The organism is uncultured Gilliamella sp. (genome assembly GCA_945271295.1).
Classification (GTDB): Bacteria; Pseudomonadota; Gammaproteobacteria; order Enterobacterales; family Orbaceae; genus Gilliamella.
This window is the reverse complement of sequence record CALYPG010000032.1, coordinates 1-20,535: the sequence shown is the minus strand read 5'-3', so window position 1 is coordinate 20,535 and position 20,535 is coordinate 1. Positions and strand designations below refer to the sequence as shown.

At 34.0% G+C, this 20,535-nt stretch carries 13 protein-coding genes; 2 read left to right on the top strand and 11 right to left on the bottom strand.

The genetic code is table 11. The features are described from left to right. Positions 1–5: 5 nt before the first annotated feature. Positions 6–1,079 (top strand): DNA replication/repair protein RecF, encoded by a 1,074-nt coding sequence (recF, locus tag Q0K76_RS12005; protein ID WP_294615912.1) that lies wholly within the window; start codon positions 6–8, stop codon positions 1,077–1,079. 42 nt (positions 1,080–1,121) lie between these two features. Then, positions 1,122–3,533, top strand: coding sequence for a DNA topoisomerase (ATP-hydrolyzing) subunit B (gene gyrB, locus Q0K76_RS12000; protein WP_294615911.1), 2,412 nt, complete (start codon positions 1,122–1,124; stop codon positions 3,531–3,533). 140 nt (positions 3,534–3,673) lie between these two features. Here the strand turns inward: gyrB and Q0K76_RS11995 are convergent, their stop codons facing one another. The 11 genes from Q0K76_RS11995 to Q0K76_RS11945 all read right to left on the bottom strand — a co-directional run bounded on the left by Q0K76_RS11995 (position 3,674) and on the right by Q0K76_RS11945 (position 20,235). After that, complete coding sequence (locus Q0K76_RS11995; protein WP_294615910.1) at positions 3,674–5,131, bottom strand: hypothetical protein; 1,458 nt, start codon at positions 5,129–5,131, stop codon at positions 3,674–3,676. Positions 5,132–5,197: 66 nt separating this feature from the next. Further along, a complete protein-coding gene (locus Q0K76_RS11990; RefSeq protein ID WP_294615909.1) occupies positions 5,198–5,680 on the bottom strand; it encodes a hypothetical protein in 483 nt (160 codons plus the stop codon). Position 5,681: 1 nt separating this feature from the next. Beyond that, positions 5,682–6,374, bottom strand: coding sequence for a hypothetical protein (locus tag Q0K76_RS11985; protein WP_294615908.1), 693 nt, complete (start codon positions 6,372–6,374; stop codon positions 5,682–5,684). Next, positions 6,371–7,954: an SUMF1/EgtB/PvdO family nonheme iron enzyme gene (locus Q0K76_RS11980; protein ID WP_294615907.1), complete on the bottom strand. Its 1,584-nt coding sequence runs from the start codon at positions 7,952–7,954 to the stop codon at positions 6,371–6,373. Before Q0K76_RS11980 ends, Q0K76_RS11985 begins: the two co-directional genes overlap by 4 nt. Then, complete coding sequence (locus Q0K76_RS11975) at positions 7,944–9,167, bottom strand: FtsX-like permease family protein (RefSeq protein WP_294615906.1); 1,224 nt, start codon at positions 9,165–9,167, stop codon at positions 7,944–7,946. Before Q0K76_RS11975 ends, Q0K76_RS11980 begins: the two co-directional genes overlap by 11 nt. Then, positions 9,160–9,888, bottom strand: coding sequence for an ATP-binding cassette domain-containing protein (locus tag Q0K76_RS11970; protein ID WP_294615905.1), 729 nt, complete (start codon positions 9,886–9,888; stop codon positions 9,160–9,162). The genes Q0K76_RS11975 and Q0K76_RS11970 overlap by 8 nt, the downstream gene beginning before the upstream one ends. A 5-nt stretch (positions 9,889–9,893) precedes the next feature. Then, positions 9,894–11,861 carry a vWA domain-containing protein gene (locus tag Q0K76_RS11965; protein ID WP_294615904.1) on the bottom strand — a complete coding sequence of 656 codons (1,968 nt, stop codon included), beginning with the start codon at positions 11,859–11,861 and terminating at the stop codon, positions 9,894–9,896. Positions 11,862–11,874: 13 nt separating this feature from the next. Then, a complete protein-coding gene (locus Q0K76_RS11960) occupies positions 11,875–12,891 on the bottom strand; it encodes a hypothetical protein (protein WP_294615903.1) in 1,017 nt (338 codons plus the stop codon). Positions 12,892–13,016: 125 nt separating this feature from the next. Further along, entirely contained in the window at positions 13,017–15,689 is a 2,673-nt protein-coding gene (locus tag Q0K76_RS11955) for a virulence factor SrfC family protein (protein ID WP_294615902.1), read from the bottom strand. Next, entirely contained in the window at positions 15,686–18,712 is a 3,027-nt protein-coding gene (locus Q0K76_RS11950) for a virulence factor SrfB (RefSeq protein ID WP_294615901.1), read from the bottom strand. The genes Q0K76_RS11955 and Q0K76_RS11950 overlap by 4 nt, the downstream gene beginning before the upstream one ends. A gap of 8 nt (positions 18,713–18,720) precedes the next feature. Further along, entirely contained in the window at positions 18,721–20,235 is a 1,515-nt protein-coding gene (locus Q0K76_RS11945) for an SrfA family protein (RefSeq protein WP_294615900.1), read from the bottom strand. Positions 20,236–20,535: the final 300 nt, after the last annotated feature.

The following is a 20,535-nucleotide window of genomic DNA, read 5'->3' as shown; positions in this document are numbered from 1 at the left end:
CTTATATGACTCTTTCCCACATAAATATTCATCATTTTCGTAATATTGATTATGCGGAGCTAACTTTATCTCCATATTTCAACTTTATTGTTGGTGATAATGGTAGTGGAAAAACCAGTTTTCTTGAAGCGATTTACATGTTAGGGCATGGTAGATCATTTAGACACATACAATCTAATCGCATCATTCAACATGAATATCCAGAACTAGTATTATTTAGTAAAATTGAAACAACAAATCACCAAATTCGTTCAATAGGTCTTGCTAAAGCACGCAATAATGATAATACAATTAAAATAGATGGTGATGAAGGCTTTAGATTAACTGATTTAGCCAAATTATTACCAATTCAATTAATCACCCCTGAAGGATTTGATTTACTTACTGGGGGACCTAAATATCGTCGTGCATTTATTGATTGGGGATGTTTTCATCATTATCCTGAGTTTGTGTCACTTTGGAATAATATAAAACGCTTATTTAAACAGCGAAACGCATTATTAAAGCAATCATATAATTATAATCAATTACTACCATGGGATAAAGAGCTAGTACCTATTGCCAAAAAGATCAGCCAAATCCGGGCGGATTACACACAGCATATTTTTCCTGAAATTATACAAACTTGTCAGGCTTTTTTGCCCGAATATCAACTTAAATGTTCATATTATCAAGGTTGGGAACATAATATTGATTATTCTGACCTATTATATAGGCAATATGAACGTGATAAACTGATAAATTATACTTCGCTAGGTCCACATAAAGCTGATATTAAGTTACGTATCGACAATATTCCTGTAGAAGATTTGTTATCTCGAGGTCAATTAAAACTGTTAATGTGTGCATTACGTTTATCTCAGGGTGAATATTATAGTAAACAAACAAAACAATCATGTATTTACTTAATTGATGATTTTGCCTCAGAGTTAGATCAAAACAAACGCAACTTGTTAGCTAAACGATTAAAATTAGCACATTCACAAGTATTTATTACCGCTGTCAGCCAAGACCAGATTACCCATTTGATCGGTGAAAATGATAAGATTTTTAACATAAAATCTGGTATAATTTCCTAAATATACAAAATGATAAAGAAAATTAAATAAGTCGAGAAATCCATGTCTAATTCATATGATTCATCTAGCATTAAAGTGCTCAAAGGACTTGATGCAGTCCGAAAACGTCCCGGTATGTATATTGGTGATACCGATGATGGGACAGGGCTTCACCATATGGTTTTTGAAGTAGTTGATAATGCCATCGACGAAGCATTGGCTGGCTATTGTAACCATATTGAAGTAACAATCCACCCAGATAATTCTGTTTCTGTTCGTGATGATGGTCGAGGTATCCCAACTGGTATACATGAGGAAGAAGGTATTTCAGCAGCCGAAGTTATTATGACTGTACTACATGCTGGGGGTAAATTTGATGATAACTCCTATAAAGTATCTGGTGGTTTACATGGTGTGGGGGTTTCGGTTGTTAATGCTTTATCCGACAAATTGGAATTAGTTATTTATCGTGATGGCAAAGTTCACCAGCAAACCTATCACTTAGGTGTTCCGGAAGCACCACTTAAGATTATTGATGAAACAACAGAATCTGGTACTTATGTACGCTTTTGGCCAAGCCCACAAACATTTACCAATATAGAATTTGTGCATGAAATCTTAGCTAAACGCTTACGTGAACTTTCTTTTTTAAATTCAGGTGTTTCAATTAAGCTATTTGATGAACGAACAGGGAAAAATGAACATTATCACTATGAAGGTGGTATTCAAGCATTTGTTGAGTATTTAAATAAAAACAAAAACCCGATTCATCCTAAAATATTCTATTTTAGTACCGAAAAAGATAATATCGGTGTAGAAGTGGCATTACAATGGAACGATGGTTATCAAGAAAATATTTATTGTTTTACCAACAATATTCCGCAAAGAGACGGCGGTACACACTTAGCTGGTTTCCGTGGTGCAATGACTCGTACATTGAATAATTACATGGAAAGTGAAGGTTACAGCAAAAAGGCTAAAATAAGTGCTACCGGAGATGATGCCAGAGAAGGTTTAATTGCGGTAGTTTCGGTTAAAGTTCCAGATCCTAAGTTTTCTTCTCAAACCAAAGATAAACTGGTTTCATCGGAAGTTAAATCTGCAGTTGAATCAGTAATGGGCGAAAAGTTAACCGAATATCTACTTGAAAATCCATCTGATGCAAAAATTGTTGTAGGCAAAATAATTGATGCCGCTAGAGCTCGTGAAGCAGCTCGTAAAGCTCGTGAAATGACTCGCCGAAAAGGTGCATTAGATTTAGGTGGATTACCAGGCAAACTTGCTGATTGCCAAGAAAAAGATCCGGCTTTATCTGAACTTTACTTGGTGGAAGGGGACTCTGCGGGCGGCTCGGCTAAACAAGGGCGTAACCGCAAGAATCAAGCAATTTTACCGCTTAAAGGTAAGATTTTGAATGTCGAAAAAGCGCGTTTCGATAAAATGCTATCTTCTCAAGAAGTAGCAACACTTATTACCGCGCTAGGTTGTGGTATCGGTCGAGATGAATATAATCCTGACAAGATGCGGTATCATAGCATCATCATTATGACTGATGCTGATGTCGACGGTTCGCATATTCGAACTTTGCTTTTGACCTTCTTTTATCGCCAAATGCCTGAAATCATTGAGCGTGGATATGTTTATATTGCCCAACCACCACTATATAAAGTCAAAAAAGGCAAGCAAGAACAATACATTAAAGATGATGATGCAATGACACAATTTCAAATAGCACTAGCTCTTGAAGATGCATCATTACATGTGAATGATCATGCGCCAGCATTGGCAGGTCAAGCATTAGAAAAGCTAATTGCAGAATACCAAAAAGTTGAAAAACTCATTATAAAAATGGAACGGCGTTACCCTAAAGCCTTGCTTTCTGAGTTGATTTATCACAATGTGTTAGATGAAGATATATTAAAAAATCAACAACAAGCAGAAGATTGGGCAAAAACGATGGTAACGAAATTGTCCAACAAAGAACAACATGGTAGTACTTATCGTTATTTGGTTAATTATAATGAAAAAACACAATTATATGTACCTATTATTAAAGTAAGAACTCATGGGGTTGATACTAGCTATGCATTAGATCAAGTTTTTATTCACAGTAATGAATACCGCAATATTTGTCATTTGGGTACACAATTACAAGATTTACTTGAGGAAGGTGCATTTATCAAACGAGGGGAACGTAATCAACCAGTTAGTTCTTTTGAAGAGGCAGTAGATTGGCTAATTAAGGAATCTCGCCGTGGGTTAACAATCCAACGCTATAAAGGTTTGGGTGAAATGAATCCAGAACAGTTATGGGAAACGACCATGGATCCAACTAGTCGTCGCATGTTGCAAGTGACAATTAAAGATGCCATCGAAGCAGATCAGCTATTTACAACACTAATGGGTGATGAAGTTGAACCTCGACGATTATTTATTGAAGAAAATGCTCTCAAAGCGGCTAATTTAGATTTTTAAACTAAATTATTAAACTTTAACATCAAGAACAAATAAAAAACCAGACGCTTTGTCTGGTTTTTTTGTCAAGAAATTCTCATTTAACTTGAAAAAATCAATTAGCAATCAAATGGTTGATAAATGATTTCACTAGTATAGTTTTATTGACAAACAGGCCTATTTATTTTTAAATCAGAAACTGCTTTATTCATTTGTTTAATCATATCATTAGGATTTTGAGCAATATAAACTTTACCACCGGTCATTTTAGCTACACAATCAATTTTGTGTTCACCAGCTATATCAACAATATTAATTTTTAACCGCGGTTTTTGTGTTGCAATGGAATTTACTAAAGTACAAATATTTTTCTTGGTACAGGTATCATCACCATCACTAATAATGAGAATATAATCATCACGTTTTACCCCATCAAGCATTTTACTCGCTTTTTCCACTCCACTATATAGTGATGTTCCAGATTGCGGACCATCAAAAGGGGTTAACTTATTAATTTTACTTTTTAAAGTCCCTCGTTTAGCATAATTAAAAAAGGATGTAGTATCAGCCGCAGGGCAAGTCGATAGTGTAACGAGTGAAATATCAATATTTGGTTGTATTTTATCAATACTGGATCTTGCAACTTTCTTACTAGTAGATAAGCGAGTTGGTAAACGTGTCATTCTTTTCTCAAATGCCACTATTTCTTCCCTTGACATATAGCGTGGGTAACCAATATCAAAATGATACTTAAAATATTTTTCAATTTCTGATGGTGGTTCAGTTATCGTTACATTCATAGATAATGAGTTATCAAAAATTAGTACCATTTTAGATGGATTTCGATTATTCGTTATTTCTTGTTGAGAAATACAGTTAGGTGGATTTTTAACTTTCGGTATTGGATCTGGTTCCGGTGTAGGAATTGGTTCTGGTTCTATTTTGGATTCAGCTACAGGAACAGGTTCTTGAATAGTTGGCTCTGTATTAGTTTCTTTTGGTAGATCTATGACAGGTTCAGGATCTGGTTTCTTCTCTTCTACAGGTTGAGTTACTAAGGGAATAGGATCGGTTTTTTTCTCTTTTCCATATGGACAAAAGAAATACCAAAGCAATCCTAATAAACCAATCAGTAATAAAGCTAATAATAAAAAATGCCACCAGCGCCAAAATCCTTTTGGCGCAACAGAAATAGGTTTAGGTAATACAGGTTGTTCAAGAGTATTGACAATTATTGGATCGTCATTGACGATATAAATTTGGTTACCTAAACTTTTAATTCTAGGTAACCATGATGAAATAAAGGTTTTCTGTTCACTAGTTAATGACATCGAGTTAATAGCCATTTCGATATCATTAATACGAGTTTGTAGTGTTTCTTCAATCTGCTTTTTATGTGTTTCATCCGTTAGACTGCTTAGTAAAATTGGTTGACCTTCAAGATTTGTATACCAAGCAATATATTGATTGTTATCTATCAATTTTGGTATTGATAAAATTGAAAAGGTTCGTTCAGTTAAATACGGCTTTAACAACGATAATAAGGTATTATATTGTTCCAGTAAAAGTAATTTCTCTGAATCATTATGGTTAACCATAATTCTTGTTATTCGTTGCATTGTTAACGTTTTCCCTAATATTTAACATTACATTTTTACTAAAGCATGTTTTCCAAATGCTTAAATTTATATATTTAACGCTTTTTGTAATTGTTGTAGTTTTTTGTTTAACTTGTCTAACTCAACTTGTTTTTCTATTTCCGAAGCATTTGAATTATTAACCTTGCTCAGTTGTTGTTCGATATCATTAATTTGTGCTTGTAAGTCATCACGACCTTTAGCTTTTTCTTTAACTTCATTGGTTAATTTAGTCAAATCTCTTTTTAATTTTTGCAACTGTGCTTGTTTTTGTTTAACACTTAATGATGTATCATTTTTCTGTTTCTCTATCGTTGCATAGATTTCTTTAAACTGTTGATTAGCTCTTTTCTCATTTTCTAAAATTTGTTTTTTCTGATCAATTCGAGTTTGATAATTACCTGAATAATTGCAGCTAATTTTATCCATAATACCTATGTTGGTATTGGTAGGATCGCACTGTTCAGGTGTTGTTGAACAACCAGCTAGCAAAGTTAATGTACAAAATAACATAAAATATTTTTTTTTCATATTAGCCCACCCTTACTGCTGAACGTTGCTTGGTCACAAGATCAATTTGTTTTTCAAGTCCAGCTATTTGTTTGTGTAATTGATTAATTTGTCTATCTAATTTATCCACATTAACGCCAGTTTGCTTTTCTTGAGCTGAAAGTGAAACCCAATTGTCTTCAACTTTTTTCATACGTGTTAATTTATCAGTTAAATACGCAATATTAGCATCAATTTGGCTCAAATCATTTTGTGCTTGCTTTTTATTTACTGAAGCATTTTTGATTTGCCGATTTAAATTTTTAAGGGTGGCTAAATTTTTATCTAACACACCTTTAGCGGTTTCAGTTACAGCTTGCACTTCTTGTGTATTTTGTTGAATGTCCTGAATATAAGCATCAATGCGCATTTCTGCATTCGCATATTGAGCACGTTTAGAATCAAGATAGTAGTTAGCTCCCATCATTACACCACAGCCCACAGCCGCCGAAGCAACACATACACCAGGTTTACCGCCTAATAATAGGCATCCAACACCACTTACTCCAGCACCAATAGCACATGATTGCCAAGCTGATTTGCTAAAAAATTGTGCAGAATGATTTTGCGTTAATGCAGGATCAACATCATTAGTGTTAACACCTCCAGATGAAGATTGGCAACCAATTAAGACCAGCGATACACATAGTGTTAAAATTACCATAATTCTATTCATGATTTGTTTCCTTTTACTTCATTACAAGTTTTCAGCCATGTTGTTCGTTCAACATTTCCAGATTCAATATATTGATTAATATGCTTAAAATAAAGTTTTAAATAATCACTCATATTTGCTTTACCACTGTTTTCTAGTATAAATAGTGTGGCTTTAGCTTGGTCGTTAATTGTATGTTTTTCGTAATTTGATGCCGTATTAACAATAGTATCTGAATAATATTTTAAAATAAAGTCTCGCGCACTTTTAGATTCATCTAGTATCTGTTTTAAACTATTTAATTTTACTTTTGAACACATATTATCATTATCTAAAGTTTCAGATTCTTTTATATCACAAATTTCATTGGTCATTGTGTCATATAAATTATTATTATACTCATATTTACTATTAAGATCTGAAACATTCGCGCATAAAAAAGCACCTAGTTGCAAAGCTGATTGGATAGAACGATCTCTCTGTTCATCACGTGCCTGATTTGCACTACGTAGTAGTGCATTAAGTTGATTTAGATCTTTTTTCGTTTTCTCATCTTCTACTTGTCGAGTGATTTTTTCCAACTCACTAACAACACTGCCATTTTTTGAGAATTCAGCATCGCTACCGAGTGCACTCCATTCTTTATCCAACTCTTTAATAATATCATTAGAATGCATTATTTCTGTGGTATAAACTAAACGAAATCCAACATCCTTACTTTTATAAGCGCCTTTGTTATCATAAAAAGGTTTTTCGGTACGAAAAGAAGAGTTTGTCGATGATTCGGCAGTCAAATAACTGCCACCACGAACAGTTATACCACCGAGCTGACCATGATAACGATCAAGTTTATTCATTCTGAAAGAATCAAACATCATTTCGCTGGCATTACCTAAAATATCATAGAGATCAAGTGGATTAGGCTCAAGTCTACCAATTAGCTGTAATTTTCCATTTGCTGATTTTGCACCAGAAAACCAAGCATAGTTTTCTAAATTATTAACCATGGGGAATCGAATCTCACGAAATTCTGATTCGGTTACTTTTGAACCACCTCGAGCAGCATATTCCCATTCAGTATTATTCGGTAAACGCACATAGCCTTTCGGTACACTATTGATTGTAATTTTTGATTGGTTTTCAATTAACCATTGATTATATTTATCTGTAAATGCAATAGCATCAAACCAACTTATATTTGTGATAGGAAAAGCAAGATTAACTTTGGCTGTCGGGCAAGTATCATTCATTACTGCTTGATATTGTAAAGCAGTCAGTTCATATTTACCAATTAAGAAATATCGTTCATTACCTGAATCAGAAAAACTACCTGAAATATAATTAGGGGTTGCATATTCGGCAAAACCTAATTCTTTTTGATTACTACCTAATACAACTTTAACATCATCTAGTGGCTTATTCGTTGGTGTAAAAACCTTTTTCATCACCAAACTTCCATCACATGGCATAGGTAAAATAACATCATCTTTTGATGGTTTGGGATTATATAATTTACTGTCCCACGATTGGGCATAACTTGATAAAGGCAATAAACTTATCGCTAATCCAGCGAAAAGATATTTTATTTGGTTATACGTCACGCAAACTTTCAGCTGGTTGAATTTTGACAGCACGTCGACCTCCTATAGTTACAACAATACCTGGGATAATTAAAGTAATTAAAAATGCAATAATAAGATGATAAATTTGTAATTGGCTCACTACAGGTTGAGAAACTAAATTTTTACCTAATACCATATTAAAAGCACAATTCCCCAACCCAAAAAGCATGCAAGAAACAATAAACGCTAAACAGCTTAGGATCATAGCTTGGGTAATTAAATACAGCATAATCCCATTTGATTGAAAACCAATCAATCTCATAAAGGCAATATCTTTACGTTTACGTTCAATATTTGACATAAAAGATCCTATAAATGATAAAATACACCCTAAAATAGCTGTAATAGCAATGACACTGAAAATAAAGTTAAGAACTCGGTCAATGGCTTGCATGTTTTCAATTACATTGGCCTGAGTACGAGTTTCGATATGTTGTTCTCGTAATTTAAAAGCTAAAGGTGCAACATCATCTAATGAATTAGCATAAATTCTTGCCCTGGCAAACGATGTGTGGTTTGGTGGATTTAACTGACCGGTAGCGGTTGGAAAAATTTCACTTTGAAAACCATCATAAAAATTTTCCATATCAATAAGCAAATCTAAACAAACAAACGCTGCAGCACGACTGTAACGGCTTTCTGGAATAATTCCTTTTACTTCTAATTCAGTTATACCCTTTTCTATTTTACCATCAAGTTGTCGTGTAATGATTATTTTTACCCGACTACCTATAGTTGCTTGCATTTTTTCGGCGGCAAGCGAGCTTAATAAAACTTCAAATTTGTTATCAATTAAAGGTAAGGTTTGGGTAATAGGATCATTTGAATCAGTTGGAATAATCTCCGCATTATTAACAAAATGACCTGAATCTTTAATAAGATCGGCTTGAGTATTTAATGAGCGAGTAAGTGGAATGACAAAAGCTGTTTCGGGTTGTTTTTTTATCCAATCTAACTTATCAGTATCTAGTTGTAAATTACCAACTATTTTAATTTCTAAATTTTGCGGATCGCTAAGTAATTGTTGACGAAGCTGAGATACAACCCCATATTTTAAGCTAAATAATAGTAGTAATGGTGTAATAACAGAGATGATTGAGGCAATAATACAGAATGAAACCTTTTTGTCATACCATAAATCAGCCAAGGATAAACGTGTTATCAATAACCAGTTTGATATAAGGTTAATCATCTTTATCCACCTTATTTTGCAATGGTAAAAATGTTGATGATTGCGGAGAAGTTAACTGTGCTGATAAGGTAAATAACCCTTTATTGGCAATGCGTTGCCAATCATGAGTAACAATTATTGCAGCAATATTATCTTGTTGAGCTTGTTGTATAATTAAATCAAAAAGTAAATTGGCATTATATGGATCTAGAGCTGAGGTAGGCTCATCAGCGAGGAGTAAGGCTGGTTTATGAATAATCGAACGAATAAAAGACGCTCGTTGCCTTTCACCAATTGATAATTGCTTCGGGTATTTACTTAATAAATGAGAAATCCCTAATTTGTCAACCAAATAGTCAAATCGCATAATATCAATCTTTTTTTGTAATAACTTAAATGGCAACAGAACATTATCTTGTATTGTCAAAAATGGAAGTAAACCGCCTGTTTGAAGCATAAAGCCAAAATACTGTGATCTAATTTTTGTTAGTTGGTCAATTCTATTATCTTTAATAAGCGTAGTAATATTAACATTTTGCTCGTCAAAAAAGAGATTATAATAACCCACCTCATCAGGTTTGAGAATCATACCTATCATTTCTAGCAGGGTACTTTTACCACTACCACTATCGCCTTTAATGACTACGACTTCCCCAGCTTTGACCATAAGTTCTGGCAGGCAAACTCTAAACATAGATTTACCCGTTGAACGCGAAATTGCCAGTTGCTTTATAGTTAACATTGGTTTTACGGTAACATTTCTAAAGGAATAGGATAAACATTTTCACGAGGGTCACTACCTTCAGCTAACGAAATCCAACGATCAACATCCGCATTACATTTTTGATAATAGCGAATTTTACTATTTAAATTACGAATAAATTTTTCTTGTTCTAGTCCACTCATACTTTTCCATGTATCTTGATCAAGGCCAGTTACGTCACTTTTATACGGAATATTATCCAGATATTCACCAAGCAGACCTAAGTCGGCAATTTTAGTCACCGAATCTGATTTTAATTTAGTTGGATCTTGCCCCATAGCAGCAGCAACGGAACGAAGTTGCGAAAACATATCATCAGCCGAAATCAAACCATCATTTGCTGCATTAGCAATTTTACTCACAATATCACTTAAATCGCTTAATTGAGATTTGGTTAATAAAATACGGGGCTCAGCTGTTGGAATAGTTGGCTTAACAAAATCTTTGTCAGTAATCCACGCCTTGAAAAATGTTGGTGCTTTAGTTCCTTTGGTATCACCTAAATAGGCAAGTTGCATTGCCTTACTCAATAATAATGCATCTTTTAACATACCAGAATTATCATCTTTAGCGTTAAGCACATTACCAACCGATACTTCCCCTCTATAGGCAAGTTTAACTTGCTCAGATAATGCTTTTGCTAGCGAGTCAACTTTGTTGCCAAATTCATTTACATCACCAGCATTAACCGGATAATATAAAGATTTATGAATAAAATCATTATAAGTTAAGTCGGAATATTGAGCTGCCGCAATTTGATGATCTTTTTCACCACTTGGTGTTTTTAAATGTAAAGCATAAATTGCTACACCTTTATGTTGAGCCTCCAGTCGAAGCTGCGCTGCATCCATACCAGTACTAGATAGTTTATCATCACCAGGAATTGCACTAGCATCAGTAATTAAAATCATATAACGAGCGCCAAAGCTATTCCAATTAATATCATTTAATGCTTGCAAAACACCAGCATAAGAATCCTCTGCAAAATAAGCCGTCGAAACAGCAGCCTGTTTCAGTGATGCGCTTAATTTTTTGAAGTCTTCTTTACTTTTAACTTGGTTAGGATCAGCAAAAACCTTGGTGACATATTCCAGTTTATTCGAAGCCTTTAAACTAGAACGAAAAGAGATCAAACCAAATTTTACTTGTTCTTGTAAATGTTCTTTTTCAATATGTTGATAAACTCGTTCCACAGCCTCTTTAGTACGTGCAATGTAGGGATCCATTGAGATAGTTGAATCAATTACAAACACAATAGCTGCTTTAAATGGCACAATTTGGTTTGTTTTTTTATCATCTACTATTTGTTTATTTGATGATTTGCTGTCGTTTTTAATTAATGTATCTTGTTTACTTACTGAGGCAATCTCTAAAACGCGTTCGTAAAATCCTTGCCCATTCATTACTTCTTCACCTTGTAAAATAGGAAGTAAATAAAAGTTGTTTTTAAAATCTACATATTCTTTAGGTTCCTGGGCAATAACTTCCGGTATTGGTTTACCCGATTTTAACGCCTCACGAATAGGTTTTAGTAAAGATTCAGGTTGATTAGCATCGACAATAGTAGTTAACGATGCTTTATCTTTAAAAAAGAGTAGAGGATCTCGATCAACAGGATTGGTGAATACTAATGTCATTTGCATATTCCAAGCAATAGCACATGAATTATTAATCCAGCCAATTGTTTTACCATAAGAGTCTGGTCCAACATTGAGCCATTCTTGGTTATTATCATTGTTACGCTCATAAACATAAAAGCGGGAGAAAGTCATTACTGATTCCCCATTGGTATCAGTAATATTTTTTTTTAATTTACACGCTGGTGTACTAAGAACACGCTGATAAAGCGTTGTTTTACCAGCTTGTTTGAGCGGCTCAGCAGCAAAACTTATCCAAGGTAAACATGTTAAGCAAACTGCAATACATAGATTTGAGACAATTGATTTTTTCATATGTCATTCCTAACTATTTTTGTAACTCAGATAAACGCTCTTTGGCTAATGCATTATTACTATTATGGGTCAAAGAAGTTTCGTACCAATAAATAGCGGTTTCCTTATCAGGTTTAAAGCAATTATTTGCTTGATAATATTTCTCGTCATACTCTTGTGCATATAGCATAGCAATTTTAGCGTTTTGCTGTGCTTGATTAGCATACAACCGCTGAGCTACATTGCATTTATTATTTTTTTTAGCTTCAGTTATTAACTGAATAATTGCATCTACAGTTGGCTTGCTTTTTAAACATTGTTGAATAAAAGTCATGTCATCATCTGTTACATTATTTAGACTACACTGGCTATTAACTTGGATTGATGTTATATTTTCTTGTTGATCTTCAGAAGATAAATAACTAAATCTGATAATAAGCCCCACAAAACCCAAAATAGCTACAACTATTGTTGCTATTATACTTAATTTACTTTGAGATTTGACTGGTGTAGTTGCCTTAGGCGTAATTGTCGGCTCTACTTTAAGTGGCGCTTCGGGCAAAATGGGATCTGGTGTAGTTTCTTGTTTAGAATTAGTGTCTAATAGAGAATCATCAGCTCCATTACTTGATGATAATTCAGGTTCTGTTTTTGGTTTTGGCTCAACTGAGTTGTTATCAGGCGGCGGTGTGAAATTATCTAATGCTGAAGAAGCCAATACTGACTCAGCAATATTGACAACACCACCATCTATATAATTTTCGTTTTGTTTATCCCGTATTTGTATAAAAAAACGTACCGAATTACCTTGTGATATCAAAGAATCAACTAACCATTCACTAACTTCCCCTGTTAATTGCAGGTTATTAACTGACAAATTATCAACCGGATGCCAAGTTTTTTCACTGCTCCATTGGTTTAGCTCTGATAAATAATAACCATCTTGATTGCGTTGTATAAGCATATCAATATTAGGACTACCATTCCATTTGTAAGCCAAAAACTTGGCCACACCTGGTTTATAGCCATCTAATTCAATTCGTATTGCCATGATATCCTCTATTTTTATACCTAAGTACTTTTCCATCAATATTGATTAGAAAAGGTATTTATTTAAAAAGAAGGGAACCTTCTCCATTATTTTTTAATATTTCAAACAACAATTTTCTGACCACATTAATTTATTTGAGATTGTTTAAAAGAGGTCAAAATCTCTCCTAGTTGGCTATTTTGTTCCTGACTTATTTCACGTCCAGCATGATGACCAACATTTTCTTGAGCCAATCTAGCAAAAGCAATAAACCAATCAAATATGGCATATTGAGAATAATTTTTTGTCTTATCATCAAGTTTTGGTAACGGATGTGATGATTGATTGGTAAATTCACTTAGTGGTGAAGAAAATATGGGCTTACCTTGATTAACTCGGCTCATCGGTATATCAATTGCTTGTCCTTGGATAAAACCAAGCCATGCAATGAAGTCAGCTAGCAGAGTATGAATCGTACTAATTTGTCTAGATTCAAGATCATCACGTTTATTACCGGTATTTTCATTTTTTAAAATTCGCTCAGTTAAACTCGTTTCTAGCTTTAAACGATTAGCTGCGGTAATAAGTTCTTCAACCACAAAAGAGAGTGATTTTTGATCTAAACCAAAAAATTGCAGAACATGTTTATCCAGCACAATATTCCTCAAATGTTCTAACCAATTAGTGAACACTGTTTTAGCAAATTTTGATTCAGTTGATAAAGTGGTTGATGGTTTACTATCTAAAGGTGAATTATCATCTGAAAATAACTCAAAATCAGTATTGAGCCCAAAATCATCTGTTAAATCACTTAGAGTATTATCATTACTATCTTTTGTTATCTCACTATCTTCATGGTTTGAATGATAAAGAGCACGAATAGTCTGATCCGGTAGTTCTAACGTCTTGAGCAATTCACCAAGTAATAAAGCCTTACCTTGTAGTTTTTTTACAACATCTGCAATAATTTGTTTTTTCTTGCCTAATTCTTCATCACTGTCAGCTTGATACCAAGTATCAAATCGCATATTGATGATATAATCAATTTTCTCGTTGAGTTGTTCAACAATACGTTGTTGTTTCACTTCAGTGATAGCGACTTGTTCTAGATATTGGCTAATCCGTTCGATTCCACCATCATTCAACTTTAGCATAGCATTCCATGCTGATTCCGGTTCATTCACATATTCTTTAATATCAGCATTTTCAACAAAGGTATTTTTTAACATAAGCATCTTTTGTTGATAGCTTTCATTATAAGACTGTTCTTGCTGAGTAATAGGATCAACAGTTAAAAATGGCACATCAAATCCAGGTTTACGAACCAGAAAAACATTATTAAATTTACGATTGTTTGACCAATTGGTTAACCAATCATAGCTACCAAAACGTTCCAAAATAGTTTGTTGTAACAATCCACCTTTGCCCCAACTATTTTTAAGATTATCTTCTGATAGTGTTAATGATGTGCCAACACGTTTATCAAACATGGTTATTGCCCATAATAATCCAGCTTTTTTAGTTGCTCTTTTTTCGGCTGTTTCACCCTGAGTTTTATCAATCCAACGCTCAAGCACTGGACCTACATCGTTAACATCAGACTGTTTATCTGAAGGTGTACAAACCACCAAAACGTTCATTTCTTGGCTATCAGTATATTTTTCAAAAAGATAAGCCACTTTACCACGCAACAAAAGTTGTGCAATTGGGTTACCTTCTTTAACGTCCGCAATAGAAATCAAATTTAAACGACCTCGGTACCCAGGGAAATCAAGTAAATCAACATTTTCAAATGTTGGTACTCGTGTTTGATTAACTAATGGGAAAATTAACTCAGCGGTTAAAAAAGCCAGTTGAGCTAAAGATATTGATGTTGGTACGCCATTGAGTGGCGTTATAGTAATAGCGGAATCGCGTTCAGTATTTAGTCGTTCAAGAATATCCACATTCATAATACTGTCAATTTGCGATTTAATACCATCATTATCTTTAATTAATACTTCAAGAGGGGCATATACAGTATTAACATGATTTAAGCTAGTTAAAGTTGTGGCTAATTGTACATAAATTGTTGTCAGTTCAGGAATCCCCCCCCACAGAACTGAAAAAAATTCTCCTCGGTCTGCTGTTGAAAGATAAGGTAGCAAATGCATGGCTTTTTCCCAATAACCACCTTTTAATCCTTCAAGTGAATTACCAAAATTTTCTAATAAGTAATCATAAAGATCGACAATATCATCTTCAGTGATGCCTCCAGTATTACCTGCTAGCTTTTTATTTTCTAGACGTTGAATAAGTTGGTTTAATTGTGAAAACCCTATGTTATTAGTTACTTTTTGTTGATCAAAATCTTTAAAATAAGCATTAATTAGAATTTTAACAATTTCAATTTCCTGAAATAGTTTCAATTCTAGTGGATAGTTAGCAATACCGCCCTTTGCAATTCGGCTAAAGCGTGTTACCAAACCCGTTGCTTCTTTACCATTACCAACTGGGTTAACATGATCGATAAAATCTAAGACTTCATTATCAACAATCGTTTCGAGCCGACCATTTACACCAGCAGCTAGTGCTGAAATAAGATAAGACTTACCTGCTTGCGATAATCCAAAAAAACCTACTGCCACAGATTTAGTCGATACATCGCCTAACCGCTTTGCGCTATTTCGCAAACGACGAAGATCAAGAATTAAACCATCCGCTTCATTATCTAAACGTTTTGATGAAGCACGAGTTTGATCTACCCACTTGATTGCTTTAGCCGACGCTTGATAAACCTGATCCCAAGATTGAGGAAGTTGTTCGTTTAAATTTTTCATCGTTTTATCATTCCACTATCCAGCCAATATTGCGTACTAATTAAGCCCGAATTAACCATAGTATTTAAATTCAATTTAATATCTTGATTTTTATTACACGGCCGACTATCTGAGGCATTCACATTTTTAATATAAAAATTTTCGACTGCTTTTTGCCTATTTTTAATCCCTAACGTGACTTCAAGTACGACACCATCTGCACTAAGTCGTTTAGCAACTTCACTATTTTCAATTGTCAGGGTATAAATTGGGGAAGCTGGCCAGCGTTCTATTTCGAGTTGTTTAAAACCAAGTCTAGTGGTGCCTCGAATTTCAAATGTAAGTTCAGGTAAAACATAATCTGGATCATCCAAATCAATGTCTCGATAATAGACATTTTCTTTTTTTATCATATTAAGGTTATCTAGCAGACCAATATATTTTACGGTTGAATATAAATTTATATTAGATGCTCTAAAATAAAAATTAGGTAAACGTAGATTTTTACTTAAAAAGCAAAGCATTGCCCCGACCGCTGCAGTTGTTTTCGGATCATCAATTCGCTCCTGCTTATGGAATGGATACCAGCTACCAGTATAATAACCATGTAGAGGTAAGATTCGCCCTGCAGGAATGGATAAACGCGAACGAAAATAACTTTGCACCCCTGGTAATCGAGAAGGTCTACCAGTTAATAACAGCACATCACATTGGTAACAGCTAATAATTTCAGATAAAGCATCAAATGTTTTACAAATATTGTAATAGTCACCCCGAATAAATAAATGGTGAATACGTTTAAGGTTTATTTCAATATTCAGATCAAGCACCGAAAATTCCGGGTTATTTAATGCACGTTTAATCGGTTCGTTAATAAAACTAAGTACATTATCAGTCATTACATTGTGTTGTAATAATTCATTAAAGGTCGTGTTGTAAACATGTTGTTCAGCACGTAATGGATCGTAGAGTTCATATGCTTTTAATACCTGTAAACCAATCGGCGTGAATAACTGTAATGTCAGCTGTTGCCGTAAAACGGCATCTTGAATAGAAAGTTGCTGTGAACCAATAATGGTTGATAAAATCGGATTAGGATCAGCAAGACCTGCTTGTTTTAAGCCATTGGTTAATGCTGTTAACACTGTATCTTGGATGAAATCAAGTAAAATATCATCACCAGCGACTTTAAACCCATCACGAAAACGTTGTGTTGGTATAATATAAGCATTACTGCTATTTACTTGTTTATTTGCACCATAATCAAGTTCATAATCGTTGATCACTAAATCAGTAGTACCACCACCGATATCCACTGTGGCAATGGTTAATTTTTGCTTGTTAGTTTTGTCTGGACGGACTATTGAGGAAATAAACTCTTCTGATCGACCATTATAATTATTTTGTGTTTCATTAAACAGATAGACAACTTGCCCACAAGTTGCTTCATCCCATTGCACATGTACTTCAGGAATATTTGGCCAAACAGTTTTTAATTGTTCTGGATTAGTAAAGTCAATATTATCATCAGTATTGTCCCAACCAAGACTTTTCCAAACTAGCCCAATGGCCTGATATATACATGATTTGAATATTGCCTGTTCTGGCTTTGGCATAGCTGGTGGAATAGTTAAAATAATTGAGCGTAAATTTCGTGGTGTTTTGGCATGTTCAAGTTTATTGCGCTGTGCGACACTATTCATTTGCATTAAAGCATGCATTAATACTTCACATAACATGAATGTCATCAAAGAACTGCGTGAGTATTTAGGATGGAAAACAGGCATCTTACGGTCATATTCTTCGGCTATATCATTATTGAGAATATGTAGTGCTTCACCGTATTCATTGATTAAACTTGAAAAAGGTTCTGAGGTCGCAAAAGGTTCATGATCGCTTTTTACATAATGCGAATTAAAACGCCAACCTTGTTCATATTTATCTTGATCCCACAAATAACGTTTGGGACTGGAAAGACCTGTTGCTCCTTCATTCCCTTCCCGCCGGCTTGCTAGACGACTTGCTTCTTTGCCTACTCGGACAATACTTGGCCAACGAAAAGTATCTCGTCGCCCACTCTGTAATGAAAAATGTTCTTTACCAAAAAAGGTTTGCGCAAATTCCACTCTGCTTTCAAAAGGTTCATTATAAATATATTCAGGTTGGGTTAAATCTCGAATTTCAAGCTCATAACGGCGATTTAAGCTATCTTTATCCTGAACATGATCTTCAATTAAAATTCCGCAAGTTCTAGAATTACCGACATCAAGAATCATATCAACAGGAATAGATTTTACTATATCATCTTTATTATTTGACACGATCTTAATAGTTGGCATATGCAATGAATCAGCAAGCAAATGAATAACATTCAAATAATGACCATAATAAGCTTTACTGTTAATCTCTTGGTTAATATCATCTTTATGCATTTTTAAGCGCTCAGGTTGTGGCGCTAATTCTTTGAATAAGTCAATTAACCAATTGGTTATCCATTTGAGTTCTAAATACCATGAAATTTGATCTGAACGGTAGGCTAAACTAAACACAGAGCCGGTTTTAACATCGTTGTCAGTTGGGGCAAGATAAGCAACATCCTGCGTATTAGTAAAAATTTTAGTATCAAAGGCAAATGTAATACGGTGGGTATTTCCATCTGGATCTTCACCCTCTGGAATACTAACAATTCGAACTCGACTCCAATTGTGAGGACCTCTATCAAAACGATCTGGTGGTATTGATCTTAAAATCGGAATTGGCAACCAAATACCATCATACAATTTTAATGATTGATCAACACTAATTTCTTGTGTTGGTTTAACCGCAACAGAAAGATTATCGGGTGAAAAAAATTTACCACTATCGATATCTTCAATTAATCTAATTAGTGTGCCACTTTCTGATGGATCAATGAAACAACCATTTAATTTACTGCGCCATTGATTATCTTTCCAATCTATTTTAAGAGCAAAATCAAGGAACTGAATCCCACTATTCATGATTAAAGTGACTTCTTGACCATAGTTGCGTATTTCTGGAAGCATATACAACCCTATTGTTTTTTCATAGTAATTGGGAACGAAATCCCGTTATTATAAATTCCCTGACAATCAGCTTGATTGTTATTGCTAGACTTACACTGAATTTTTGGTAATTGATATTTAGTATTATCACTGCAAATAGCTTCTGTATTACTGAAAATATTTAAATTTGCATTTTCAACACCACTGCCTACTTTACCAACACATTTAACCCCATCACTGCGAGTTATGGTCACTTCACCATTACCTTGATTAAAATTATAAGTTAATTGTAATGGTTTACCGGTTGCTTCATCTTGTATTCCTGCGCCGACATTCCATTGACCATCAAGAAATTTTGTTGAGCCTTGCTTCATTGCATCTTCAGGTAAAGCTAAATTATTGCTTTGATTTGTGTCACTGTTAACATCTGGGTTATTGTTCTTATCCAATGGTTGAGGAGTTTGAACATTATTTTCATTCTCTTTTTTTACATCTGAATTATCTTTTTTATCAGAATCTACAGGATTAGTTTGTTCATCTTTATTGCCTGTATTATTGGTGTCAGCATTATTTGCTTGCTCATCGATATTGGGTTGAGCATCTAGAGGTAGATTATTATTACTGTCATTTTTTCCTACATCCGCTATACTTTGGTCTTTTCCATCAACAATAATCGGTAACTCATTTGTATCAATTGAGGTAGTAACATTGGGTTTTACTGTATTAATAACACCATTTTGTCTATCAATATTCTCTTTTAACTCAAAATCTTTTTTATTTTGTTGTTCATCTACTACCGTTGGTAAGCTGGCATTACTTTTGTCATCCAATAATGGCTTTGGATCAACTGGTAGTTGTGGTTTTAGTCCACAACCTCGTAACCAGAATATTGCCAATAACAGTAATAATAAAAGTAATAAGCCTAGTAACCATACCCACCAACGTTTCCACCAAGGTTTTTGCATCTTAACAGGAGGAATAATTGAAGCATCTTTTTTTACTGGCTCTAAGCAATAAAATGGTGAACTAGCTTGAGGTGTTTGTGAGTTAATAAATCCCCAAAAAGTAATAACTGGTTTACCATCAACAATATAAACAAAGTCATTACCAGGAAAACGGATAGCCATCAAATTGGGATCAGAACTAGTGGTGTCATGCTTAGGATCATAAATAAGGCGACTAAATAATAGTTGATCCCCTGTCAAATTTGGATTATTTGCTAATTGCTTACCTAAATTCACCACTTGTTGTTCAAATTCTTTAAGTAGAATTAGTGTTGAGCTTTGTTCAGTTTCGCTGGCGGAAGTCCAAGGCACAATATCATACTGTCCATCAGACTGGTTTGAATCAAAAGGGATATACCAATCAATAATATTTCCATGATCATTTCGTTGGGGAATAGCTAAAAAGTCGGCATACTTTTTGCCTAATTTTACTCTAAACATTTCACGAATTTGAGTAGCGACTAAATAAGCGGCTTTTCCATCATGTCCTAGTATTTTGAAATCTTTAATATCACCACTTCTAAGTAATGCATTTATCATATATTTTCGGTATCCCTTTACATCATTGGTATTTATTATAATTTTTAGATAATCTTATTAATTTTAACAGAAAACTGAGTTGATGTAATTGGTGGATAGGCAGTTATTATGACTTTTTTGTCATATTTTTTGATAAATATAAACAATAAACGACAATGTTAATATATATTAAGGCTACACAATATAATCATTGATAGCCCATTGTTAATAAGTTTATGGCCAGTTTTGAATGCAAATACTAAGTGGCTGAATTCAAATACTAAGTGCGAATCTTAACTAAAATAATGGTGACAATAAAAA